The organism is Rhodococcus sp. 06-462-5 (assembly GCF_002258315.1).
In the GTDB taxonomy this organism is placed as follows: Bacteria; Actinomycetota; Actinomycetes; order Mycobacteriales; family Mycobacteriaceae; genus Rhodococcoides.
The window spans coordinates 202433-227328 of record NZ_NOYD01000013.1; the positions used below are offsets into that span (position 1 = coordinate 202433).

General features: G+C 65.6%; 23 protein-coding genes. 15 read left to right on the plus strand and 8 right to left on the minus strand.

Annotation, left to right across the window (positions count from 1 at the left end; genetic code table 11):
- Positions 1–22: 22 nt before the first annotated feature.
- The 3 genes from CH251_RS08265 to CH251_RS08275 form a co-directional block, all read right to left on the minus strand.
- A complete protein-coding gene (locus CH251_RS08265) occupies positions 23–997 on the minus strand; it encodes a carbohydrate kinase family protein (protein WP_094612706.1) in 975 nt (324 codons plus the stop codon).
- 104 nt (positions 998–1101) lie between these two features.
- Entirely contained in the window at positions 1102–1467 is a 366-nt protein-coding gene (locus CH251_RS08270; RefSeq protein WP_094612707.1) for an iron-sulfur cluster assembly accessory protein, read from the minus strand.
- Between the two features lie 65 nt (positions 1468–1532).
- Positions 1533–2606: a glycerate kinase gene (locus tag CH251_RS08275; protein ID WP_094612708.1), complete on the minus strand. Its 1074-nt coding sequence runs from the start codon at positions 2604–2606 to the stop codon at positions 1533–1535.
- A gap of 100 nt (positions 2607–2706) precedes the next feature.
- On the opposite strand from CH251_RS08275, the gene CH251_RS08280 reads away from it, so the two are divergent.
- From CH251_RS08280 to CH251_RS08295, 4 genes are read left to right on the plus strand one after another with little or no spacing between them, the layout of a single operon-like run.
- Positions 2707–3366, plus strand: a complete 660-nt coding sequence (locus tag CH251_RS08280) for a DUF3043 domain-containing protein (RefSeq protein ID WP_094612709.1) — start codon at positions 2707–2709, stop codon at positions 3364–3366.
- A 5-nt stretch (positions 3367–3371) separates the two neighbouring features.
- A complete protein-coding gene (cobU, locus tag CH251_RS08285) occupies positions 3372–3941 on the plus strand; it encodes a bifunctional adenosylcobinamide kinase/adenosylcobinamide-phosphate guanylyltransferase (RefSeq protein WP_094612710.1) in 570 nt (189 codons plus the stop codon).
- A 2-nt stretch (positions 3942–3943) separates the two neighbouring features.
- Positions 3944–5047 carry a nicotinate-nucleotide--dimethylbenzimidazole phosphoribosyltransferase gene (gene cobT, locus CH251_RS08290; protein ID WP_373454933.1) on the plus strand — a complete coding sequence of 368 codons (1104 nt, stop codon included), beginning with the start codon at positions 3944–3946 and terminating at the stop codon, positions 5045–5047.
- A 2-nt stretch (positions 5048–5049) separates the two neighbouring features.
- A complete protein-coding gene (locus CH251_RS08295) occupies positions 5050–5811 on the plus strand; it encodes an adenosylcobinamide-GDP ribazoletransferase (protein WP_373454927.1) in 762 nt (253 codons plus the stop codon).
- On the opposite strand, the gene CH251_RS08300 is transcribed toward CH251_RS08295, so the two are convergent.
- Both CH251_RS08300 and gcvT read right to left on the minus strand, forming a co-directional pair.
- The gene (locus tag CH251_RS08300) at positions 5808–6911 is read right to left on the minus strand and encodes a branched-chain amino acid aminotransferase (RefSeq protein ID WP_094612713.1); all 1104 of its coding nucleotides are present in this window, start codon (positions 6909–6911) and stop codon (positions 5808–5810) included. The two genes, CH251_RS08295 and CH251_RS08300, sit on opposite strands and share 4 nt — an antisense overlap.
- A gap of 41 nt (positions 6912–6952) precedes the next feature.
- Complete coding sequence (gcvT, locus tag CH251_RS08305) at positions 6953–8053, minus strand: glycine cleavage system aminomethyltransferase GcvT (RefSeq protein WP_094612933.1); 1101 nt, start codon at positions 8051–8053, stop codon at positions 6953–6955.
- Positions 8054–8170: 117 nt separating this feature from the next.
- Between gcvT and CH251_RS08310 the strand changes: the two genes are divergently transcribed.
- Positions 8171–9694: a leucyl aminopeptidase gene (locus CH251_RS08310; protein ID WP_094612714.1), complete on the plus strand. Its 1524-nt coding sequence runs from the start codon at positions 8171–8173 to the stop codon at positions 9692–9694.
- A gap of 48 nt (positions 9695–9742) precedes the next feature.
- Here the strand turns inward: CH251_RS08310 and CH251_RS08315 are convergent, their stop codons facing one another.
- Complete coding sequence (locus tag CH251_RS08315; RefSeq protein ID WP_094612934.1) at positions 9743–10084, minus strand: oxidoreductase; 342 nt, start codon at positions 10082–10084, stop codon at positions 9743–9745.
- Positions 10085–10461: 377 nt separating this feature from the next.
- Between CH251_RS08315 and sucB the strand changes: the two genes are divergently transcribed.
- The 5 genes from sucB (at position 10462) to CH251_RS08340 (ending at position 15928) form a co-directional block, all read left to right on the plus strand.
- Complete coding sequence (gene sucB / locus CH251_RS08320; RefSeq protein WP_094612715.1) at positions 10462–12246, plus strand: 2-oxoglutarate dehydrogenase, E2 component, dihydrolipoamide succinyltransferase; 1785 nt, start codon at positions 10462–10464, stop codon at positions 12244–12246.
- 149 nt (positions 12247–12395) lie between these two features.
- Positions 12396–13286, plus strand: coding sequence for a TIGR01777 family oxidoreductase (locus CH251_RS08325; protein WP_094612716.1), 891 nt, complete (start codon positions 12396–12398; stop codon positions 13284–13286).
- 21 nt (positions 13287–13307) lie between these two features.
- Entirely contained in the window at positions 13308–14087 is a 780-nt protein-coding gene (gene lipB / locus CH251_RS08330) for a lipoyl(octanoyl) transferase LipB (RefSeq protein ID WP_094612717.1), read from the plus strand.
- Positions 14088–14097: 10 nt separating this feature from the next.
- Entirely contained in the window at positions 14098–15111 is a 1014-nt protein-coding gene (lipA, locus tag CH251_RS08335) for a lipoyl synthase (protein ID WP_179273331.1), read from the plus strand.
- 61 nt (positions 15112–15172) lie between these two features.
- Complete coding sequence (locus CH251_RS08340; RefSeq protein WP_094612718.1) at positions 15173–15928, plus strand: DUF4191 domain-containing protein; 756 nt, start codon at positions 15173–15175, stop codon at positions 15926–15928.
- A 40-nt stretch (positions 15929–15968) separates the two neighbouring features.
- Here the strand turns inward: CH251_RS08340 and CH251_RS08345 are convergent, their stop codons facing one another.
- Positions 15969–16433, minus strand: coding sequence for an RDD family protein (locus CH251_RS08345; protein ID WP_094612719.1), 465 nt, complete (start codon positions 16431–16433; stop codon positions 15969–15971).
- A gap of 167 nt (positions 16434–16600) precedes the next feature.
- Here CH251_RS08345 and glnA point away from each other — a divergent pair, with 167 nt between their 5' ends.
- The 5 genes from glnA (at position 16601) to CH251_RS08370 (ending at position 21819) form a co-directional block, all read left to right on the plus strand.
- Entirely contained in the window at positions 16601–18037 is a 1437-nt protein-coding gene (gene glnA, locus CH251_RS08350; protein WP_032368128.1) for a type I glutamate--ammonia ligase, read from the plus strand.
- A gap of 177 nt (positions 18038–18214) precedes the next feature.
- Positions 18215–18865: an ABC transporter permease gene (locus tag CH251_RS08355; protein WP_094612720.1), complete on the plus strand. Its 651-nt coding sequence runs from the start codon at positions 18215–18217 to the stop codon at positions 18863–18865.
- Positions 18858–20054 (plus strand): ABC transporter ATP-binding protein, encoded by a 1197-nt coding sequence (locus CH251_RS08360; protein WP_094612721.1) that lies wholly within the window; start codon positions 18858–18860, stop codon positions 20052–20054. Before CH251_RS08355 ends, CH251_RS08360 begins: the two co-directional genes overlap by 8 nt.
- A complete protein-coding gene (locus CH251_RS08365) occupies positions 20051–20836 on the plus strand; it encodes an ABC transporter permease (protein WP_094612722.1) in 786 nt (261 codons plus the stop codon). The genes CH251_RS08360 and CH251_RS08365 overlap by 4 nt, the downstream gene beginning before the upstream one ends.
- Positions 20836–21819 carry a glycine betaine ABC transporter substrate-binding protein gene (locus tag CH251_RS08370; protein WP_094612723.1) on the plus strand — a complete coding sequence of 328 codons (984 nt, stop codon included), beginning with the start codon at positions 20836–20838 and terminating at the stop codon, positions 21817–21819. Before CH251_RS08365 ends, CH251_RS08370 begins: the two co-directional genes overlap by 1 nt.
- A 9-nt stretch (positions 21820–21828) precedes the next feature.
- Here CH251_RS08370 and CH251_RS08375 read toward each other — a convergent pair whose 3' ends face one another.
- Positions 21829–24876: a bifunctional [glutamine synthetase] adenylyltransferase/[glutamine synthetase]-adenylyl-L-tyrosine phosphorylase gene (locus tag CH251_RS08375; protein ID WP_094612724.1), complete on the minus strand. Its 3048-nt coding sequence runs from the start codon at positions 24874–24876 to the stop codon at positions 21829–21831.
- Positions 24877–24896 lie beyond the last annotated feature (20 nt).

The following is a 24896-nucleotide window of genomic DNA, read 5'->3' on the forward strand; positions in this document are numbered from 1 at the left end:
GTGGGCAAACGAACGAGCTCGATCACACGGGGAGCAGTGCCCCGATCTCCTCGCCGGCTTCGGCACCGTAGGCCGCGCTCAGACGCTTGATCGCGTCGTCGCGGTTGAGCTCCCATTCCTGAGTGCCGGTGGTCTCGAGTACCAGCACGGCCACGAGCGAACCGAGTTGCGCTGCACGTTCGATACTGGCTCCGGCCATGTGCGCGGTGAGGAAACCTGCTCGGAAGCCGTCGCCGACGCCGGTCGGGTCGACCTTGCTCGTCTCGGGCACGACACCGATGTGGGTCTGTTCGCCGCCCTTGGCGACGATGTCGACGCCGCGCTTACCGAGGGTGGTGACACGCAGATCCACCTTCGCAGCGATGTCTGCGTCGGACATGCCGGTCTTCTGCTTGAGGAGCGCCCATTCGTACTCGTTGGTGAACAGGTACGCAGCACCGTCGATCAAGTCGGTCGCCTGCGCGGCGTCGAGCCGGGCGAGCTGCTGCGACGGGTCGGCCGCGAACGGGATGCCGGCCGCACGGCACTGGGCGGTGTGCGCCGTCATGGCGTCGGGGTCGTTGGCACCGATCAGAACCAGGTCCATCTCGTGCTGCGCCGCGAGTGCCTCGATGGAGATATCACGGGCCTCGCTCATCGCGCCGGGGTAGAACGACGCGATCTGCGCCATGTCCTCGTCCGTGGTGCAGACGAAGCGGGCAGTGTGGGCGGTGGCGGACACGCTCACACCACTGCAGTCGACTCCGTGCTCTTCGAGCCAGGTCCGGTATTCGGCGAAGTCCGGTCCCACAGCTCCGACGAGCAGAGGCGCACCGCCGAGAACTCCCAGTGCGTACGCGATGTTTCCGCCGACGCCTCCCTTGCGGATGACCAGATCGTCCACCAGGAAGCTCAACGAGATGTTCGAGAGCTGGTCGGCGACGATCTGCTCGGCGAACCGTCCGGAGAATCGCATCAGATGGTCGGTCGCTATCGAGCCGGATACCGCGAGAGTCACGAAGGAGGGCCTTTCGGTTCGTAAATACTGGGGAGCTGATGGGCAGACACGACTGTGACCGATACACGCATGCGTGTATCGGTCACAGTCGAGTACGAGTCAGCTCAGTTGAACGAGTCGCCGCACGCGCACGATCCCGTGGCGTTCGGGTTGTCGATCGTGAAGCCCTGCTTCTCGATCGTGTCCACGAAGTCGATGGATGCACCCTCCACGTACGGGGCGCTCATCCGGTCCACTGCGAGGGTGACGCCGTTGAAGTCGACCGCGAGGTCGCCGTCGAGGCTTCGGTCGTCGAAGAAGAGCTGGTAGCGCAGTCCTGCACAACCACCTGGCTGCACAGCGATGCGCAGCGCGAGGTCGTCGCGGCCTTCTTGATCCAGCAACGCCTTGGCCTTGGTAGACGCGGTCTCCGTCATGGTGACCTTGTGCGCTGTGGTTTCGGCCGTTGTGGTTTCGTTCGAGACGGTCATGGGCTCTCCCTATCAGTCGTACAAACCCGTGAACTACTCAACCGTACTCCCGGTGGCTCTATTCCTCACGCTCGCCGCCTCGGTTGCCCAGCAGTGTCGGCCATGTCGGCAGCGACGCGCGCGGCCAGTCGTTCGAGCTGGTTGGCCGCATCGGACATCGCCAGGTCGACCGATCCTGCGAACTCACTGATCGAGTGCGCGGCCGAGATACCCGCCGATTCCAGCTGGTCCTCGGACAATGTGACCTGCCCCGCGAGGACGATCGTGTCGATACCGGTCGCGCCGCCCGCGGCAGCGATTCTGGTCACCAGCTTGCCTCGCAGCGATTGCGAGTCGAATTTGCCCTCGCCGGTCACCACCAGGTCGACGGAGTCCAACAGTTCCTGTTGCCCGGTTCGTTCGGCCACCACCACGGCCCCGGGGAGCTGCCTGCCGCCGAGTGCGAACAGGGCCGCGCCCAGACCGCCTGCGGCTCCGGCACCGGGTCGATCTGCGACGTCGTAGCCCGCGGCCGAGAGCACTGCGGCCCAATCGGTGTTCGATTCCTCCAGCCGGGAGACGGTGTCTGCGTCGGCACCTTTCTGTGGGCCGAACACTCGGGCGGCACCGGCCTCGCCCAGCAGCGGATTCTCCACGTCCGACGCGGCGACGAGGTCGATGTCCGACAACCGCGCGACTGCCGATCCGAGACCACCGAGCGCACGAATCATCGCGCGGCCTCCGTCGCTGCAGCTGCTTCCGCCGAGTCCGACGAAAATTGTTCGAGCCCCGCTGTCCAGGGCGGCACCGAGCAGCTGACCGACGCCGTAACTGCTCGCCTTCAGTGCGGACAGTGGGGTGGGCGGGCCGTCGAGCAGATGCAGTCCGCAGGCCTGCGCCGATTCGATGTACGCCGCCGTACCGTCGAGCAGCCAGTGGGCTCGCACCGGGTTGCCGAGGGGCCCGTCCACGCCCGCGAACTGCACGGTGCCGATGCGCGCGGCCAAGACCTCGACGAAGCCGGGGCCCCCGTCGGATTGGGGCGCGAGTTCGAGTTCGTCGGTCTCACGAACCGAGGCCCATCCCCTGGCGATGGCGTCGGCCGCGGCCGCGGCAGTCAGGGTGTCTCCGAACGAATCCGGCGCAATCATCACTCGCATCATCGAAAGTCTAGGGCTGCCGCGCCGGAACGGCATCCGCTGTTTCGCCGCTGACCTGGCCGGTGTTCGATACCGACGGGCCATCCCATACTCTGGGTGCGTGAAGCTGCTACGCCGTGGAAACTCTGACAATTCGGACGGAAACGACTCGAACGAATCCGAGTCGACGACGGCCGGGAGCGACGCGACCTCTGCGGTGTCCCTCGGCAAAGGCCGGCCGACCCCCAAGCGTCGTGACGCCGAGGCGCGGCGTCGCGGACCCGTTGCTCCTGCTCCGCTCACGAGCAAAGAGGCACGCGAGCGTCGCAAGGCGAACAAGGGCAGCAAGGAAGATCGCAAGGCCGCCTCCAACGAGCGACGCGCCGCCGCAGCCGAACGACGCGCACGCATGCTCGCGGGCGATGACAAGTACCTGCTCCCCCGCGACAAGGGTCCGGTCCGCGCATACGTGCGCGACATCGTCGACGCGCGACGCAATCTCGTCGGCCTGTTCATGCCACTCGCGCTGATTTTGATCTTCGCGTTGTTCCTGCAGCCTCAGGTGCAGCAGTACGTCACCCTCGGCATGTTCGTGATGATGCTCTTCATGGTCGGTGAGGGCGTCTACCTCGGCAAGATGATCAACAACAAGATCCGGGTGCGGTTCCCCGAGACCACCGACGGCGGTTTCAAGATCGGGTGGTACGCCTTCGTTCGCGCGTCCCAGATCCGCAAGATGCGCGCCCCCAAGCCGCGAGTCAGCGCCGGCGAGGCCGTCTGACGTCGGTGGGAGTACCGAGACGAACCCTCGTGCTCGGTGGAGCCAGATCCGGCAAGTCCGGGCACGCCGAATCGCTCGCCGTTCTCGAGCCGGTTCGCTACCTCGCCACCGGGAGGCGGGACGCTACCGACGAGGACTGGGAGCGCCGTATCGAGCGTCATCGCGCGTCGAGACCGGAACAGTGGTCCACCGTCGAGACCGTCACGTCACTGGCCGGTGTCGTCTCGCAGCAGTGGGACGGCACCACGGTCGTCGACGATCTCGGAACGTGGCTGACGGGAATGCTCGACGACGCACAGGCCTGGGAGCTCCCCCGCGGCACCATCGCACCGGCTGTCGACAACCTGGTCGGGGCGGTCGCGGACTGCGCGTCCCCCCTCGTTCTCGTCAGCCCCGAGGTCGGCCTGTCCGTGGTGCCCGAGTCCCGTTCCGGTCGCCTCTTCCGAGACGAGCTGGGCTTGCTCAATTCTCGGCTCGCGACGGTGTGTGACAGGGTTCTGCTCGTCGTCGCGGGACTCGCGCTGACCCTCAAGGAACCTCCGGCGGACTCCACAACCGCGAAAGGCACAGTGTGACAATTCTTTCGGAAGAGGATTCGGCGTCGCCGTTTCGTCCGGTGACGGCTCCGTCGGACTCGGCTCGATCGGCTGCGGCGGACCGGCAACGGGAATTGACCAAGCCTGCCGGAAGCCTCGGTCGCCTCGAGGCACTCGGTGAATGGATCGCGGCCTGCCAGGACGCCTGCCCGCCGCGGTCTCTCGAACGAGTGCGAGTCGTCGTCTTCGCCGGTGATCACGGCGTCGCTGCGCACGGGGTTTCTGCCTACCCTCCCGAAGTGACGGCCCAGATGGTCGAGAACATCCGCGCAGGCGGTGCCGCGGTCAACGTACTCGCCGATATCGCCGGTGCCGCGGTTCGGGTTGTCGACATCGCGGTCGACGCCGATACGGATTCTTCTGTGTCCGCGTTCAAGATTCGACGGTCCAGCGGATCCATCGACCGCGAGGATGCACTCACCGAGGACGAGGTTCGGGCCGCGATAGCCGCCGGAGCCGCCATCGCCGACGAAGAAGTGGACGCCGGCGCAGATCTTCTCATCGCAGGCGATATGGGCATCGGAAACACAACTCCTGCAACGGTATTGATCGCAACCCTGACCGACACCGAGCCGGTTGCCGCTGTCGGCCGCGGCACTGGAATCGACGATGCGGGGTGGATCAGGAAGACCGCAGCGATCCGGGATGCGATGCGTAGAGCTCGACCGGTCGCGAAGAATCCCACCGACCTGCTGCGGGTCGCGGGCGGTGCCGACATCGCGGCTCTCGCCGGCTTTCTCGCCCAGGCCGCGCATCGGCGAACCCCCGTGATTCTGGACGGCCTCGTGGTGACCGCGGCCGCGCTGGTGGCCGAGGACGCGGCAGCCGGGGCCCGCAGCTGGTGGGTTGCCGGGCATCGTTCGGCCGAGCCTGCGCATTCGCTTGCGTTGCGGCACCTGCGTCTCGAACCGCTCGTGGAGCTCGAGATGCGCCTCGGCGAGGGCTCGGGTGCGCTGGCGGCACTGTCTCTGGTTCGTGCGGGTGTCGGCACCCTGAATTCGATGGCGACTTTCGCCGACGCCGGCGTCAGCACCGGCGACAGCACCGGCGACAGCGAAGCTCACAGCAGTATCGAAAATCGCTGACCGTGAGCAGGCGCGCCGGTGGAATGACGCTCGCGTTCTCCTGGCTGACGGTGCTGCCCGTGCGCGGCCCCGAGGACGTCGACAGGCACTCCGCCGGGCGCGCGATCGCTTCTGCTCCGCTCGTCGGCCTCACCCTCGGTGGCATCTCCGCCGCGCTGTTGTGGGTGTCGATCGCGGCCGGGCTGTCGCCGCTGCTCGGCGGACTGATCGCCGTCGGTGCCTCGGCACTGCTCACTCGGGGTATGCACCTCGACGGCTTGGCCGACACCGCAGACGGACTGGGCTGTTACGGACCGCCCGAGCGCGCGCGAGAAGTCATGAAGTCCGGCAGTGCCGGGCCGTTCGGCGTTGCGGCCATCGCCCTCGTTCTCGCGATTCAGGCCGCAAGCCTGGGCCAGCTCGCGCAGTTGCACATGTGGTGGGCCATCGTGTGCGTCTCGGTGATCGCACGGGTGTCGGTGGTGCTCGCGTGCCGCCGAGGGATCGACGCGGCGGCACCGAGCGGCTTCGGCGCGCTGGTGGCAGGCACTCAGTCGACCGCAGTCGTGGCGTTGTGGGTAGGCGTGGCAACGGCCATGGCCGCGTACATTCGACCCGACCGACCGTGGCAGGGATCGCTGGTGGTGATCGCCGCACTCGCCGTCGCGGTCATCCTCACTCGCCACTGCGTCCGACGCTTCGGCGGGCTCTCCGGCGACGTGCTCGGAGCCGGAATCGAGACCACCACAGCGCTCGCCGCGGTCGGCCTGCTGCTGGGGAGCTAGCGGAGCGTGGTCATCCAGCCGTGCGTATCGGCGAATGTTCCGCGCTGAATGCCGGTGAGCGTGTCGCGCAATGCGAGCGTGATCTCGCCGGGCTCGCCGCCTGCGATCTCGAACGTTCCCTCGGTGGACTTGACGCTGCCCACCGGTGTGATGACGGCTGCTGTGCCGCAGGCGAACACCTCGGTGATCTCACCGGAGTCGGCACCCTTGCGCCACTCCTCGGTGGAGATCCGCCGCTCTTCGACGGGGATGCCTGCGTCGGTCGCCAGGGCCAGCAGCGAGTCGCGGGTGATGCCGGGCAGAAGCGATCCGGACAGCGACGGGGTCACCAGGCGTGCGTCGGAGCCCGAGCCGAAGACGAAGAACAGGTTCATGCCGCCCATTTCCTCGACGTAGCGGCGCTCGGTGGCGTCGAGCCACACCACCTGATCGCATCCCTCGTCGCTGGCCTGCGCCTGCGCCAGAAGCGACGCGGCGTAGTTGCCGGCGAACTTCGCCGCACCGGTGCCGCCCGGTGCCGCCCTGACGTATTCGGTGGACAGCCAGACGCTCACCGGCTTGACGCCTCGGGGGAAGTACGCGCCCGCGGGCGAGGCGATCAACATGTAGCGGTAAGAGTCGGCGGGGCGCACGCCCAGCCCGGCCTCGGTGGAGAACATGTACGGCCGGACGTACAGCGCGTCTTCGCCGCCTGCTGCGGGGACCCACTCGTGGTCGAATTCGAGAAGCTTCTCGATCGATCCGATGAACAGCTCGTCCGGTAACTCCGGCATCGCCAGGCGGCGGGCGGAGGAGCGAAAGCGCTCGGCATTGGACTGAACCCGGAAGGTCGAGAGGTCGCCGTTGGGCTGACGGTAGATCTTGAGTCCTTCGAAGATGGCCTGGCCGTAGTGCAGCACCATCGCGGCGGGGTCGAGCTCGATCGGTCCGTAGGGCGCGATCGTCGCATCGTGCCAACCACCGTCACGGGTGTAGTCGATGTACACCATGTGGTCGGTGAAGTGCTTTCCGAAACCGGGTGCAGCGAGCACCGCGTCGCGCTCCACCGGAGTGGCGGGAGAGGGATGCTGCACGTACGCGAACTCGGAAACACCTGTCATGCCGGAGATACTATCGTCAAGGTCGCTGCGCCCTCGCGCGGTCACCTGGTCTTCGCTGCGACGAACGGCGGCGCGACCACTTCGCAGCGCAACGCTCGCCCACGAACGTCGACCTCGACCTCCGTGCCCACCTCCGGAGCGGCTTCCGCGTCGAGCAGGGCCAGGGCGATTCCGATCTTGAGCGACGGCGAGAACGTTCCGGAGGTCGTCGTCCCGATGTCCTTACCCGACACCCGCACGGTGAGACCTGGGCGCAGGACACCGCGGTCGAGGGCCTTCAGTCCGCGCAGCACTCGCGCCGGTCCACTCGCCTTCTCGGCGGACAGGGCTTCCTTGCCCCAGAACGCGTCCTTCTTCCACCCGATCGCCCAACCGCAGCGCGCCTCGAGTGGCGAGATGTCCAGTGCCAGTTCGTGTCCGTGCAACGGGTATCCCATCTCGGTACGCAACGTGTCGCGTGCACCGAGCCCGCACACCTGCCCTCCGCGCGATCGCACGGCAGCCAGGAGTGCTCGGAAGAGCGGTTCCACATCTCCTGCGGGGGGAACGAGCTCGTAGCCGTGTTCGCCGGTGTATCCGGTCCGGCAGACGCGAACCGCCACCGAATTCCAGGTGGCGTCCTCGAATGCCATGTAGTCCATCTCGGTCGGCAGGCCGAGTTCCTGCAGGATTTCGGTCGACTTCGGTCCCTGCACGGCCAACACTCCGAATTCGCGGTGCTGGTTCACCACCGACACCCCTTCGGGTGCCTGCTCGGCCATGGCTGCGACGACGGCCGCCGTGTTGGCTGCGTTCGGCACCAGAAAGACGTTCTCGTCCGAGACGTAGTACGCGATCAGGTCGTCGACGACACCGCCGGATTCGGTGCAGCACAGGGTGTATTGCGCCTTGCCCGGTTCGATTCGATTCAGATCGTTGGTGAGCACGGAGTTCACGAACGCAGCGGCTCCGGGCCCGGTCACCGCCGCCTTGCCGAGATGCCCGACATCGAACAGGCCCACGGTCTCTCGCACCGCCGTGTGCTCGACGACGACTCCGGCGTACGACACCGGCATGGCCCAGCCGCCGAAAGGTGCGAATGTCGCGCCCAATTCGGTGTGCACGGCATGAAGTGGTCCCTCGATCAGCTCGGTGTCGGTCATGGCGGTCACGCTAGCTCACATCGCGGCCGTCGCGGGCCCGGCAGACCGACTGCGTCCTTCGACGCGTCGTCATTAGGATCGAGGTACGTACACGTCAACCCCTACAGGAGCAGCCACGTGCCTTCACCCTCGACGCCTTCCCGCACTCTCGGACCCGACCTGGTCCTCGCGGGCAAGCTCGGCAAGAAAGTCGACGTTCTCGTCGTCGCGCTGAGCACCAGTGACGACGGCCTCGAACTCGCCATCACCGACGACATTTCCGACGACGCCGTCGCCGCTGCGTTGCTCGACGCCTTCGAGTCCGTCGGTGCCACCGGAAAGGCCGACGAGCTCGTGCGCATTCCGGCACCGTCCGGCCTGTCCGTGGACAGCGTGCTGGCGGTCGGCCTCGGCAGCGCAGCCGACATCGACAGCGAGCGGATCCGGCAGTCGGCCGGTACCGCAGCTCGCGCGCTCAAGGGGGTCGACACTGTTGCGACGACGTTGTCGGCACTCGATCTCGGCGCGGCCGCGGAAGGCTTCTTTCTCGGCGCGTATCAGTTCACCGAGTTCAAGTCGGCGTTGTCGGCACCGAAGTCCGATGCGCTTCCACTGACCCGCGTCGAGCTGCTGGTTCCCGACACCCGCTCCAAGGAAGCCAAGAACGAGCTGGCACGCTCGCTCGCCATTGCCGAATCCGTCGCTGTGGCACGCGATTTCGTCAACACCCCGCCCAGCCACCTCTACCCGGAGGAGTTCGCGGCGCAGGCCAAGGCCCTCGGTACGGCTGCGGGCCTGAAAGTCGAGATCATGGACGACAAGACGCTGGAGAAGGACGGCTACGGCGGCATTCACGGCGTCGGCAAGGGTTCCTCGCGTCTGCCGCGACTGGTTCGCCTGACGCACTCGGGCGGTAAGCGTGGCGCGAAGAAGGTCGCCCTGGTGGGTAAGGGCATCACGTTCGACACCGGCGGCATCTCCATCAAACCCGCTGCGGGCATGGAGAACATGACCTCGGACATGGGCGGTGCCGCTGCGGTCATCGCGACGGTGATCCTGGCCGCGAAGGTCGATCTGCCACTCGATGTCATCGCGACGGTGCCGATGGCCGAGAACATGCCGTCGGGTACCGCGCAGCGTCCGGGCGATGTGCTGACCCAGTACGGCGGCATCACGGTCGAGGTCATCAACACCGACGCCGAAGGCCGCTTGGTGTTGGCCGACGCGATCGTGCGTGCCTGCGAGGACGATCCGGACTACCTCATCGACACCGCGACACTGACCGGTGCTCAGGTGGTCGCGCTCGGCAATCGAACGCCGGGAGTCATGGGCACCGAGGACTTCCGCGACCGCGTCGCCGAGATCTCTCAGGCCATCGGCGAAAACGCTTGGGCGATGCCGTTGCCGAAGGAGATCCGACGCGAACTCGATTCCAAGGTGGCCGATCTGGCGAACGTCACCAACGGCCGCGCCGGGGGAATGCTCGCTGCCGCTCTGTTCTTGAAGGAATTCGTCGCCGACGGCGTCGAATGGGCTCACATCGACGTCGCGGGCCCGGCGTACAACACCGGTGGACCCTTCGGTTACACCGGCAAGGGCGGTACCGGCGTTCCGGTGCGGACGATGTTCGCGGTCCTCGAGGACATCGCCGAGAACGGCTGATCGCAGAAGTCCGTGCGTGCGGATCGGCGTCCGCACGCACGGGCGAGGTCAGAGGTCGCGCTGCTGCTGTTCGCGCTTTCTGATGACCTTCTGGCGGGCGTCGTGATCGCGCATGCGCTGGGGGTAACCGGTCTTGCGCACGTCGTAGACCGGAATCTTCAGGTCGGGTCCGATCTTTCGTGCATATTTTTCATCGAGCGGCCGACGGGTCCATTCGCCGTCGTTCGCGATCAGCACGACGGTCAGCGGGGTGACCGTCGTCTTCGGCTCGACGTAGGCCTCGACACCGATTCGCGCGTCGGTCCAATCGGCCAGGTACTGGGCAACCGACCCCTCCGGAGCCCGTTTCGCGGCCCCGCCGCTTCGCTTGAGTCGATCGAACAATCCCACGAGAACATCCTTTTCGTACGGCCGATGGATCACCGGTTCTGGTGCCGGAATGTTGTTACCCGCCAGTTTGCCAGGCGTGTTGTACGCCCTAGGGGAACGGAGAGGCGATAACAATGGAAGGATGACATTAGAGGGTTCAGCTCTCTTGATAGTGAACCAAGGCTCGTGAAGTGAGTAAGTGAATTGCCGAGAGGGAGTGTCTACGTGGGCGCTGAGTCGAGCCGTACACGCTCGATCGGTGCCTTGTGCATCGGCGCCTCCGTCGAACCGAATCACGCAACTCTCGTCCATGAACCCTGTTCCGCCAGCACAATGGTCTGCGACCACAAGTCGTCGTACTACATCACCCGCACACAACTGTCGAGGAGTCAACAGACATGGCCTTCTCCGTCCAGATGCCAGCTCTTGGTGAGAGCGTCACCGAGGGAACTGTCACGAGGTGGCTCAAACAAGAAGGCGACACCGTCGAAGTCGACGAGCCATTGCTCGAAGTCTCCACGGACAAGGTCGATACCGAGATCCCGTCGCCTGCAGCCGGTGTTCTGACCAAGATCGTCGCTCAGGAAGACGACACCGTCGAGATCGGTGGCGAGCTCGCCCAGATCGGTGACGCGGACGAGGCACCCTCGTCCGATGCACCGGCCGAGGACGCCGCGCCCGCCGAGGAGTCGGCACCCGAGGAAGCTGCCGAGGAGCCCACTCCCGCAGCCGAGCCCGAGCCTCAGGCCGAGGAGGAGGCACCCGCAGCGAGTGCATCGTCCGGATCCGGCACGCCGGTGACGATGCCCGAGTTGGGCGAGTCCGTCACCGAAGGCACCGTGACCCGATGGCTCAAGGCCGTCGGTGACGAGGTTGCTGTCGACGAGCCGCTGCTCGAGGTGTCCACCGACAAGGTCGACACCGAGATCCCGTCTCCGGTCGCCGGAACTCTGCTCGAGATCTCCGCCGAGGAAGACGACACGGTCGCCGTCGGTGGCCAGCTCGCCGTCATCGGATCGGGAAGCCCTGCCGAGAAGGCTCCCGAGCCCGAGGCCACCCCGGAGCCCGAGGCTCCGAAGGCCGAGGAGCCGAAGGAAGAGCCGAAGCCCGAGCCGAAGCAGGAAGCCCCCAAGAAGGAAGCTCCCAAGGCCGAGTCGAAGCCCGAGCCAAAGCAGGAGGCTCCCAAGGCCGCTCCCGCCAAGGAGTCGGCACCGTCGGGTGATTCCAGCCCGTACGTCACCCCCCTGGTCCGCAAGCTGGCGTCGGACAACGACGTCGATCTGTCGACTGTGAAGGGCACCGGTGTCGGCGGCCGCATCCGCAAGCAGGATGTGCTGGCCGCAGCCGAGGCCAAGAAGGCTCCGGCCGCCCCGGCCGCCCCGGCCGCCGAGGCTGCGCCTGCCGCCGCATCGAAGCCCGCTGCCCCGGCCACCGCTGGTGTTCGCCCGGAGCTCGCGCATCTTCGCGGAACCACGCAGAAGATCAACCGAATTCGTCAGATCACCGCGAAGAAGACGCGTGAGTCGCTGCAGACTTCTGCGCAGCTGACGCAGACCTTCGAGGTCGACGTGACGAAGATCGCCGGTCTGCGTACCAAGGCGAAGGCGAAGTTCGCCGAGAACGAGGGCGTCAACCTGACGTACCTGCCGTTCTTCGCGAAGGCCGTCGTGGAGGCTCTCAAGGCGCACCCCAACGTCAACGCGAGCATCAACGAGGACGCCAAGGAGATCACGTACCACGCCGATGTCCACCTCGGTATCGCCGTGGACACCGAGCAGGGTCTGCTCTCCCCCGTCATCCACAATGCAGGCGACCTGTCGCTCGCCGGACTGGCTCGGGCGATCAACGACATCGCCACCCGTGCACGCTCGGGTGGACTCAAGCCCGACGAGCTGTCCGGTGGCACGTTCACCATCACCAACATCGGCAGCCAGGGCGCGCTGTTCGACACCCCGATCCTGGTTCCGCCGCAGGCGGCCATGCTGGGCACGGGTGCGATCGTCAAGCGTCCTGTCGTCGTCAAGGACGACTCGGGCAACGAGTCGATCGGTGTTCGCTCGATGTGCTACCTGCCGCTCACCTACGACCACCGTCTGGTGGACGGGGCCGATGCGGGACGCTTCCTCACGACGATCAAGCAGCGTCTCGAAGTCGCGTCGTTCGAGGCCGATCTCGGCCTGTAGACAACCGGCGAATCGCGTCGCTCACGTATTCTGGTGAGAGCGCGAAACATTCGCATCGGAGTCTCGAAAAGAGGGGCACGAACCGTGCATCCGGGGCATCATTCGTTCGCGAATGATGCCCCGTTTGCGTCAAGGAGGCTTTCGTTCACATGCGCGTAGTCATTGCAGGTTCATCAGGATTGATCGGCACCGCTCTCGTCGCAGCACTACGAGGTCGTAGCCACGACGTCACCCGGCTCGTTCGGCGCACGCCTGCCGGACCGGACGAGTCCCAGTGGGATCCGTCGCGCGGGAGCATCGACGCGGCCACGCTCGACGGTGCCGACGCCATCGTCAACCTCTGCGGCGTCGGTATCGGCGACAAGAGATGGTCCGGTGCCTACAAGCAGTTGGTGCGAGACAGTCGCATCGCCCCGACCGAGGTACTCGCTGCAGCTGCCGCCGACGCCGGGGTCCCCACCTTGGTCAATGCCAGTGGCGTCAATTACTACGGCGACACCGGCGACCGAGTGGTCGACGAGAGCGCCCCCGTCGGCGAGGGATTTCTGGCCGAGGTCTGTCGCGATTGGGAGAACGCGACGTCGAAGGCGTCGGAGGCCGGCGTCCGAACGATCCTGCTGCGCAGCGGTGTGGTGCTGTCGCAGCGCGGCGGCATGCTGGGCAAGCTTCGACCGCTGTACCTGTTCGCCCTCGGTGGGCGGTTGGGCAGCGGCCGTCAGTACTTCCCGTGGATTTCGTTGGAAGACGAGATCGGGGCCGTCGTGCACGGCATCGAGAACGACGCACTGCGTGGTCCGGTCAACATGGTGGGCCCCACTCCGGTGACCAACGCCCAGTTCAACAGTGCGATGTCGCGAGCGGTACATCGACCGGCCCCATGGGTCGTGCCCGGCTTCGCGTTGAAGGCCGTGATCGGTGAGTTCGCCGAGGAAGCGATTCTGACCGGGCCACGGGCTATTCCGAAGGCTCTGGAGGACGCGGGCTACACCTTCGAGCACAACACCATCGGGGAAGCACTGCGGGTGGCCGTCGGCTCGTGACGCGGCGTACCGTTCCGATTCATGAGTGATGCGAACTCTTCGCCGGCCGCAGTGTCGGCACGCGCGAGCACCGAGCCGGTCGTGGTGCGAGAGTTGGGCACCGTCGAATACACCGAGGCCTGGGCACTGCAGCGCGAGCTGGCCGGTGCCCGGGCGGACGGCGTCGGCTCCGACACGCTGCTACTGCTCGAGCATCCGTCCGTGTACACGGCGGGCAGGCGTACCTCCGAGGAAGACATGCCGCGCGACGGTACGCCCGTCGTCGAAGTCGATCGTGGCGGCAAGATCACCTGGCACGGCCCCGGCCAACTGGTGGGGTATCCCATAGTCAAGCTGGCGCAGCCCATCGACGTCGTCCGGTACGTGCGCCGAATCGAGGAAGCTCTGATATCGGTCGTGTCCGCCTACGGCATCACCTGCGGGCGCGTCGACGGTAGATCCGGTGTGTGGCTCGCCGCCGAGCCCCGCGACGGAACGTGGCTCCCCGAACGCAAGATCGCCGCGATCGGGGTCCGCGTGCAACGCGGGGTCACCTTGCACGGCTTCTCGCTGAACTGCAATGCGGCCATGACCGGTTTCGATGCGATCGTGCCGTGTGGCATCGCCGATGCCGGTGTGACGTCGCTGTCGCTGGAGTTGGACCGAGATGTCACCATCGGCGAGGTCACCGCTGCTGTCACCGAGGCGGTTCTGGCCGCGCTGGACGGGTCGATGCCCGTTCAGGACCACGAGATCGAGCATCCGCCGGTCGCGGACGCGTCGATCAACCCGCAGTTCACGACGGTTCGCTTCGGCGCGTAGCATCGATGCTGTGACTGTGGCCCCAGAAGGACGCAAGCTGCTCCGCCTCGAGATCCGAAACGCGGAGACCCCCATCGAACGCAAACCCAACTGGATCAAGACCAAAGCCAAGATGGGCCCGGAATACACCGAGCTCAAGGGTCTTGTGAAGCGCGAGGGTCTGCACACGGTGTGCGAGGAAGCCGGCTGCCCCAATATCTACGAATGCTGGGAAGATCGCGAAGCGACCTTCCTCATCGGCGGTGAGCAATGCACCCGCCGTTGCGATTTCTGCCAGATCGACACCGGCAAACCGGAGGATCTCGATCGAGACGAGCCGCGTCGGGTGGCCGAGAGCGTGCAGGCCATGGGTCTGCGCTACTCGACGATCACCGGCGTCGCTCGGGACGATCTCGAGGACGGCGGCGCGTGGCTGTACGCCGAGACGGTTCGGTACATCAAGAAGCTCAATCCGAACACCGGCGTCGAATTGCTCATCCCCGATTTCAATGCCAAGCCCGATCAGCTGGCCGAGGTCTTCTCCTCACGCCCCGAGGTCCTCGCTCACAACGTCGAGACGGTGCCGCGCATCTTCAAGCGCATCCGCCCCGCCTTCCGGTACCAGCGGTCGATGGACGTCATCACCGCAGCCCGCGACGACGGTCTGGTCACCAAGTCCAATCTGATCCTCGGCATGGGCGAGACTCCGGAAGAGGTGCAGGAAGCCATTCGCGACCTGCACGAGGCCGGTTGCGACATCCTGACCATTACCCAGTACCTGCGCCCGTCGCCGCGCCACCATCCGGTCGAACGTTGGGTCAAGCCGGAGGAGTTCGTCGAGCACTCCGATTACGCGACCGAGGTCGGGTTCGCCGGTGTGCTGGCCGGGCCGCTGGTCCGCTCCTCCTACCGCGCCGGACGCCTCTACGCGCAGGCCATGGCTCATCACGGCCGTGAACTTCCCGAGAGCATGAGTCACCTGACCGACGGTGGCGAAGCCTCTCAGGAGGCCAGTTCGCTGATGGCGCGTCTGGCGGCTCGCTGATCGTTTCTGCCAACCCGGCGCGGTGCACGTGAGCGCCGGCACAGGACGTATCCTGTGAGGTATGGCGAACGGCAGTAAGGCTGGCAAAGCAGCAAAGCCCAGCAAGGAAGCAAAGGCGGCTGCCAAGGCGGCGCGCAAGCAGGCATCGAGGGAACGGCGCAAGCAGCTCTGGCAGGCGTTTCAGATGCAGCGCAAGGACGACAAGGCTCTCCTTCCGCTGATGATCGGGTCGGTGGTCGGGCTCGGGCTCCTCGGGTTCCTCATCGGCTTGGCCTTCGGTTTCGAGTGGTTCCTGCTCCCCATCGGACTTCTCCTGGGTGTCCTGGTTGCGTTCATCATCTTCGGTCGCCGTGTGCAGAAGTCGGTGTACAAGAAGGCCGACGGTCAGGCCGGCGCGGCCGCGTGGGCCCTGGACAACCTGCAGGGGTCGTGGCGGGTGACCAACGCGATCGCCGGAACCACCCATCTCGACGCCGTGCACCGTGTCATCGGCAAGCCCGGTGTCATTCTCGTGGCCGAGGGTGCACCGCATCGCGTGAAATCGCTGTTGGCTCAGGAGAAGAAGAAGACCGCCCGCTTGGTGGGCGACACTCCGATCTACGACATCATCGTCGGAAACGAGGAGAACCAGATCCCGCTCTCGGGTCTGCAGAAGTACCTGTCGAAGTTGCCGAAGAACATCGACGGCAAGCGCATGGACACCATCGAGTCGCGACTCTCGGCTCTGGGCACCAAGGGTGGCCCGGCGATGCCGAAGGGACCCATTCCCGGCGGAGCCAAGATGAAGGGCGTTCAGCGGACGATGAAGCGCCGCTAGCCACTCACGACCACTCGGACAGCCCTGGTGCGCAGACCCCTCAGCGGGTCCGCAGCAGGGCTGTTCCCGTTGCGCGGTCGTGCATTCCTCGGCCGTCCATGTCAGTGACGACGGCCGGGACGACGAACAGCAGAATCAGCTGCCGAACCAGCGCGCGGACGAAGCCGACCCGCGCGGGTGCGTCGATGCGTGCCACCTGAACACCGACGATGAATTGCCCCGGGGTGAACGAGAACAGCGAGACGCTCACCAGTCCGACGCCGAACCACACGGCCAGCACGATCGTCGAGATCAATCCGCTCGTGGTGTATCCACCGAGAATGAGCGATGCCACGCCGGTGGCCATCGTCCAATCGAGCAGCAACGCGAGGACTCTGCGTCCGGTACCTGCCAACGCGCCGACACCCTGCTGCGGTAGGCCCAGCTCCTCCCCGCGGAAGTTCTGGGGTTGACGTGGGTTCGCGGAGGCCGGTCCGGACAACCAGGACCCTGTCATTCGTGCCATGATTTCCAGGATAGGCGCGGTCGGGCACACGGGAAAACACCTGGACGTACTGTTGTCCCTGCCAGTCGTGAGCCAGGACGCGTAACACGGGCGAAACACGAGCTTGACGGGCGGGCAACACCAAGTCCATACCGTCAGGCTGACGGACTCAACAAAGGAGCAAAAGCGTGGCGTTTTCCACGGCCCAAGAGGTCATCAAGTTCATCGCAGATGAAGGAATCGAATACGTCGACATCCGGTTCACGGATTTGCCGGGTGCACAGCAGCACTTCTCGATCGCCGCCAAGGCGTTCACGGCAGACACGCTCGAGGACGGCCTCGCGTTCGACGGTTCGTCCGTCCGCGGCTTCCAGTCGATCCACGAGTCCGACATGATTCTGCTTCCGGACTACGCCACCGCTCAGGTCGATCCCTTCCGCAATGCCAAGACGCTGAACATCGACTTCTTCGTTCACGATCCGTTCACGCGTGAGGCCTACAGCCGCGACCCGCGCAACGTTGCACGCAAGGCCGAGGAGTACCTGGCCAGCACCGGTATCGCCGACACCGCGTACTTCGGTGCCGAGGCCGAGTTCTACATCTTCGATTCCGTGCGCTTCGATTCGCAGGCGAACGGTGCGTTCTACGAGGTCGATTCGTCCTCGGGTTGGTGGAACACCGGAGCCGAGACCGAGGCCGACGGCAGCCCGAACCTCGGTTACAAGGTGCGGTTCAAGGGTGGCTACTTCCCCGTCGCTCCGTACGACCACTACGTCGACCTGCGCGACCAGATCTCGACCAACCTGCAGAACGCGGGCTTCGAGCTCGAGCGTGCGCACCACGAGGTCGGCACCGGCGGCCAGCAGGAGATCAACTACAAGTTCAACACGCTGCTTCGTGCGGCGGACGACCTGCAGCTGTTCAAGTACATCGTCAAGAACACCGCATGGCAGAACGGCAAGTCGGCAACGTTCATGCCGAAGCCGCTGTTCGGCGACAACGGCTCAGGTATGCACGTGCACCAGTCGCTGTGGAAGGACGGCAAGCCTCTCTTCCACGACGAGGCCGGATACGCCGGACTGTCGGATCTCGCGCGCCACTACATCGGCGGCATCCTGCACCACGCACCGTCGCTGTTGGCGTTCACCAACCCGACGATCAACTCGTACCACCGTCTGGTGCCGGGCTACGAAGCCCCCATCAACTTGGTCTACAGCCAGCGCAACCGCTCCGCCGCGGTTCGTATCCCGATCACCGGCAACAACCCGAAGGCCAAGCGCCTCGAGTTCCGTGCGCCGGACTCCTCGGGTAACCCGTACCTGAACTTCGCCGCTCAGATGATGGCCGGTCTGGACGGAATCAAGAACAAGATCGAGCCGATGGCACCGGTCGACAAGGATCTCTACGAATTGCCGCCCGAGGAAGCCAAGAACATTCCTCAGGCACCGACCTCGCTGAACGCGGTCATCGACCGTCTCGAGGCCGATCACGACTACCTCACCGAGGGTGGCGTGTTCACCACCGACCTGATCGAGACCTGGATCTCGCTCAAGCGTGAGCAGGAAATCGCTCCGGTGAACCTGCGTCCGCACCCGTACGAGTTCTCCCTGTACTACGACGTGTGATCGACCCGATTTCACGCTGAAGCGCCCGGCCGAATCTTTTCGGCCGGGCGTTTTCGCGTTCTCCATCGGCGAATTCTCTTGCCGATCGGCAAAAAATCCGGACCGGTCGGCGTTTGATAGTTGGTACGCGGGGTAAAGGCATTTATCCGCTATCGGCGAACAGAGGACGACAACTGCATGGATGCACTGTGGGATTTCATCGTCGGACGACGAAGACAGTTGGCGATCGACTCCTATCTGCACGTCTCGGCCGTCGTACAGTGCGTGGTCATCGCGACGATCATCGGTGTCGCGATCGGAGTTCTCGTCTATCGCAGCCCGGCCGGGTCGGCGATCGCGACGGCCCTCGCGAGCACGATCCTGACCATCCCCTCGTTCGCTCTGCTGGGTGTCCTCATCCCCATCATGGGCTTGGGCGTTCGACCCACGGTGACTGCGTTGGTCCTCTATTCCCTGCTGCCGATCATCCGCAACACCGTGGTGGGCCTGGCGGCCGTGGATCCGGCCGTCGCCGACGCCGCTCGCGGGATCGGCATGAGCCGCACCCTGGTGCTTCGGCGCATCGAAATTCCGCTCGCCTGGCCATCCATTCTCACCGGAATGCGAATCAGCACCCAGATGGCCATGGGAATTCTCGCCATCGCCGCGTATGCCAAGGGACCGGGTTTGGGCAATCTGCTCTTCTCCGGGCTCGCTCGCGTCGGTAGCCCCACAGCGCTACCGCAGGCCCTCACCGGCACTGTCCTGATCGTCCTGCTGGCGTTGATCCTGGACGGGATCTACGTGTTGATCGGCAAATTGACCACCTCGAGGGGTATCCGTGAGTGACTCGACCCGTACATCGAACGTCTCCGGCGCGGAAATCGTGCTCGAGAACGTCACCAAGAGCTACCCGGGGCAGAAGCTCGCGGCCGTGGACAACGTGTCCATGACGATTCCGGCCGGCGAGGTCGTCGTACTGGTCGGGCCCTCGGGTTGCGGCAAGACGACGACGATGCGCATGATCAACCGGCTGATCGAGCCGACGTCGGGCCGCATCACCATCGGTGGCAAGGACGCACTCTCGATCGACCCCAACGAGTTGCGCCGAACCATCGGCTACTCCATCCAGCAGGCCGGGCTGTTTCCGCACATGACGATCGCGCAGAACGTCGGAATGGTGCCCGGACTCATCGGGTGGGACAAGAAACGCATCAACGATCGCACCGACGAGATGCTCGATCTCGTCGGGCTCGATCCGGCGGTCTACCGCGAGCGCTATCCGCGTCAGCTCTCGGGTGGCCAGCAGCAGCGTGTCGGCGTCGCCCGCGCTCTTGCCGCCGATCCCCCGGTGCTGTTGATGGACGAGCCCTTCGGCGCGGTCGATCCGATCACCCGCGGACTGCTGCAGGACGAGTTGATGCGACTGCAGGCCGAACTGGGCAAGACCATCGTGTTCGTGACCCACGACTTCGACGAGGCCGTCAAGCTCGGCGACCGAATCGCCGTTCTGGGCAACCAATCGACCATCCTCCAGTACGACACTCCGGAGGCCGTTCTCGCCAATCCCGCAGACGACACCGTGGCCGGTTTCGTCGGTGCCGGAGCGGCATTGAAGCAATTGACCTTGATGCGGGTACGCGACATCGAACTGTCCGACGTCCCTGTCTTCGGCGAGGACGATTCGGTGGACATGATGAACACCGCTCTCGGCTCCGATCCCGAGGCATGGGGAATCATCCTCGACTCGCGCAAGCGCCCGCTTCGGTGGACCGATCGACGCCACCTCGTCGGAGTCGGGAGCCTGCGCGACGTCGGTGTGCCGATGGGTGAGATGGTCTCGACACAATCCACCCTCCAGGACGCGCTGGAAGCTCTGCTGTCCGAGGGCAACGCGACGGCCACCGTGACCGGCAACCGCGGCGAGTACGTCGGCACCGTGACGATCGACGTACTGATCGATACCGTCAAGTCGCTGCGGTCCCAACACGCGAACGACCACGACGAGCCGCGCACCGACGTGGGGACTCCGTCGTGACGACTCTTGCCGATACCGGCGACGACACGAAGGACACCGCGCGAGCCGCCAAACGGGCCGAACGTCTGAGGCTGCTGATTCAGCCCGTGGTCATCTTCGCCATCGTGGCCGTTCTGTTGGTGTACACCTTCACCCGAGACCTCACCGCCACACAGTCCGGCACGTTGAACGCCGGCAGCATCTTCACCGCCGTTCGAGAGCACGTCGCGATCACGATCGTCGTCACTGCCCTCGTTCTCGTCATAGCGGTCCCGCTGGGAATCCTGTTGACGCGGCCCCGGTATCGAAAGCTGGCTCCGCTGTTCATCGGCATCGCCAATATCGGCCAGGCCGCGCCCGCGGTCGGTCTGCTGGTGCTGCTCTTTCTGGCCACCGGGTGGACGGGCTTCACCGCGGGCGTTCTGCCCATCGCGTTCTACTCACTCCTCCCGGTTCTGCGCAACACCATGCTGGGCTTCCAGACAGTGGATCCGAACTACATCGACGCCGCTCGCGGTCAGGGAATGTCCAACATGGGCATCCTGCGCCGCATCGAGTTCCCCCTGGCGGTGCCGTTCATTCTTGCCGGTCTGCGCACCTCATTGGTGCTGGCCGTGGGTACGGCGACCCTGAGCTTCCTCGTCGGTGCCGGCGGACTCGGAGTGTTGATCGACACCGGCTACAAACTCAACCAACCGATCATCCTTGTGGTCGGAGCAGTCCTCGCGGTCGCTCTGGCGCTGCTGGTCGATTGGCTCGGCGCTCTCGCCGAGGCATTTCTCGGACCGAAAGGACTCCGCTGATGCGGCGCAGCACTCGACGACTCGTGGCCCTGTGTGCGGCTGCGACCATGGCATTGACCGGATGCGGCTTGCAATCGGGCGGAGCAATGCCGTTGTCGGTCGAACCGGGCAGCATCACCCCGCTCCCGGGCCTCGAGGGAGCGCAGTTGACCGTCGGATCCAAGGACTTCACCGAGCAGATCATTCTCGGTTACATCCTCGAGTTCGCCTTGAGCGCGGCCGGTGCCGACGTTCGCGACCTCACCAACATCGCCGGCTCGCAGAGCGTGCGACTGGCCATGCAGAGCGGCCAGGTCGACGTCGCCTACGAATACACGGGCACCGGCTGGATCAACTTCCTGGGCAACGAAACTCCCATTCCCGACGCCACCGAGCAGTTCGAGGCCGTACGCGATGCCGACAAGGCCAACGGCATCGATTGGGTCAATCCTGCCCCGATGGACAACACGTATGCGCTGGCGATGAACCAGCAGGTGGCGCAGGCGACCGGGGTGCGCACGCTGTCCGACTATGCCGCTCTGGTGAACCGAGATCCCGCTGCGGCGGCGTTGTGCGTGGAGACCGAGTTCAACAGTCGGCAAGACGGTCTACCGGGGCTCGCCGCTACCTACGGATTCGACGCGAGCACGCTGCCCGTGCAGATCCTGCAGACCGGTGTCATCTACCAGGCCACGGCCGAGGGTGGCCAGTGCAGCTTCGGTGAGGTGTTCACCACCGACGGTCGCATCAAAGGCCTGAACTTGACTGTGCTCGAAGACGACAAGTCGTTCTTCCCGCGTTACAACGCCACGGTCATCATCCGTCAGGAGATCGCCGACCGGTATCCCGAGATCGCCGAGGTGACCGCTCCGATCTCGGACGCGCTGACCAACGAGGCCATCTCCGAATTGAACAAGCAGGTCGACATCGACGGCCGCGATCCAGCCGATGTTGCACGGGACTGGATGGTTGCGCAGGGCTTCGTCACCATCGGAAGTGACTAGAGACGGGGACTAGCTTCCGCCGAACGTCCGCTCCACCACTGCCTTTGCTCGACGCGTCACGCGCAGGTAGTTGTCGAGGAATGCTCCGGCGTCGCCGTTCTCCCAGCCTGCCACCTGCGCTACTGCGGAAAGCACAGCTCCCGGTCGCGGCAGCTGATCGGTGGGCTTGCCGCGGACCAGCACCAGCGCGTTGCGTGCCTTCGTCGCCAGGATCCAGGCTTCCCTGAGCAGTTCGACGTCGGTTTCGCTCATGAGCTCGGCCGCACCGATGGCGTCGAGTGACTGCAGGGTCGAGGTGTTGTGCAGCGTCAGGACCTTGTGCGCGTATCTGAGCTGGATCAGCTGAACGGTCCACTCGATGTCTGCCAGTCCCCCACGTCCGAGCTTGGTGTGGGTGGAGGGGTCGGCCCCCTTGGGCAGCCGCTCGGAGTCGATGCGCGCCTTGATGCGTCGAATCTCGCGGACCGCATCGGCGGACACACCGCCCTCGGGGTAGCGCACCTTGTCGGCCATCAGCAGGAACCGGATGCCGAGATCCTGATCGCCGGCCACCTGGTGTGCGCGCAGCAGAGCCTGCACCTCCCAGGCCTGAGCCCACTGCGAGTAGTACGCGGCGTAGGACGCCAGAGTGCGCACCACCGGGCCGTTGCGGCCTTCCGGCCGCAGACCGGTGTCGACCTCGAGTGGCGGATCGGTACTGGGCGCGCCGAGCAATTTACGGATGCGGTCGGCAATGGTGTTGGCCCACTTGACCGCCACGGTCTCGTCGACGCCGGCCACCGGTTCACAGACGAACAGCACGTCTGCGTCGCTGCCGTAGCCGAGCTCACCGCCGCCGAGGCGTCCCATACCGATGACGGCGAGAGTTGCCGGAGCCGGCTCCCCTCGCTCCTTCTCGCTGGCTCGCACTGCAGCGGCAAGCGCCGCGTTGATGACTGCGGCCCAGACCGAGGACAGCGCGCGGCACACCTGAGGCACGTCCAGCATGCCCAGAATGTCTGCCGAGGCCACCCGCGCCAGTTCGTGGCGTCGTAATGCCCTGGCGGCGTTGATCGCTCGCACCGGGTCCTCGTAGCGTGCCGAGGACGACAGGATCGCGCGGTAAGTCTCCTCCGGTTCGACATCGAGCAGGCGAGGGCCGGTGGGTCCGTCGGCGAACAACCGAATGACCTCGGGGGCTTTGATCAGCAAATCCGGTACGTAGGCCGAGGAGCCGAGCACGATCATGAGCCGCTGCGCCACTGCGCCCTCGTCGCGCAGCACACGCAGGAACCACGTCTGCTCCCCCGCCGATTCCGACAGCCTGCGGTAGTTGAGCAGTCCGGCGTCGGGATCGGGTGTGTCGGCAAGCCATTCGAGCAGGGTCGGCAGCAACACGGCCTGGATCTGACCGCGGCGGGTACCGGAACCGACGAGCGCGCGCAGATGACCCAGCGCGTTCTGCGGGGTGGCGTAGCCGAGCGCTGCGAGCTGACGCGTCGCGGCGTCGGGAGTCAATCGCACTGTCTCCGAGTCGAACTTGACCACCGAGTCCAGCAGCGGTCGGTAGAAGAGCTTGGCGTGCAACCGCCTGATGCGTTGTGCGTTGCGCTTGATCTCGGCGTTCAGCACCCCGAGGGAGTCGCGGTTGCCGTCCGGTCGCATGTGCGCCGAACGGGCCAGCCACCGAAGGGCTTCCTCGTCGTCCTGCGGAGGCAGGGTGTGTGTGCGACGCATTCGCTGCAGCTGCAGGCGGTGCTCGATCAGCCGAAGAAACTCGTAGGAGGCCGTCAGGTTCGCAGCGTCGTCGCGGCCGACGTAGCCGCCCTCGGTGAGAGCGGTCAGTGCGTCGGTGGTGCCGAGTACGCGCAGCGACTCGTCGGTTCGACCGTGCACCAATTGCAGGAGCTGGACGGCGAATTCGACGTCCCTGAGGCTTCCGCGTCCGAGTTTGATCTCGCGCTCGCGGAGCTCCGGCGGCACCATCTCCTCGACTCGACGCCGCATGGCGCGCACCTCGGGTACGAAGTCCTCACGCTGGCTGGCCAGCCACACCATCGGGTTGACCGCGTCGACGTAATCGTTGCCGAGCGCGATGTCGCCGGTCATGGGGCGGGCTTTGAGCAACGCCTGGAACTCCCAGGTCTTGGCCCAGCGCTTGTAGTAGGCCACGTGTGAGTCCAGGGTGCGGACCAGCTCGCCGCGCTTGCCCTCGGGACGCAGTGCCGCGTCGACCTCGAAGAAGGCCGAGGATCCGATGCGCATCATCTCACCGGCGATGCGGCTCGCCTGCGAGTCGGCGGGCTCGGCGACGAACACGACGTCGACGTCGGAGACGTAATTGAGTTCGCGCGCACCGCATTTGCCCATCGCGACGACGGCCAGACGTGTCGGACACGGGGCGTCCGGGCACACGGTGGCCACGGCGACGGCAAGTGCCGCGGTGAGAGCTGCATCGGCCATGTCGGAGAGCTGCGATCCGACCACCGTGTACGGCAGGACGGGCTCGTTCTCGACGGTCGCGGCGAGGTCGTACGCCGCCAGCACCATGATCTGGTCGCGGTACTTCTTGCGCAGAGCGATCACGGCGGGCGGGCCGGTGATCGACGCCCGGTACAGGTCGGGCGCGGCATTGGGTCCGGTCTCGGGCTCGGCCCCGACCACCTCGAGGAGTTCCGCGACCAATGTCGCCTTGCTGGGGAGTTCGATCTTCGCCGAGACCCCGGTGCCCTGACCTTCCTTGGTCAGCAGCAAACGCCAGGTGCTGTCGTCGGCCACGAGGTGATCGGCGAGCGCACTCGATGCGCCCACGAGTCCGAGGATTCGCCCACGGAAGCCCTTGTCCGTGCGCAGCGCAGTGTCGAACTCCGACCAACCGGCACCGAGCGACTCGTACAACCGCACCAGGGTACGGAGCGCGAGATCGGCATTGGGGGCACGCGAGAGCGACCAGAGCAGCTCGAGGCTGTCCTCATCGGTCCATCCGAGGGTGCGCAGATCGGACGGCGCAGTTTCTTCGACCAGTCCGAGTCGGCCCGGTCCGGGTACGACGGATCTGGAAGTCGGAGGACGCACCATCTAGAACCCACCTCGGCGTG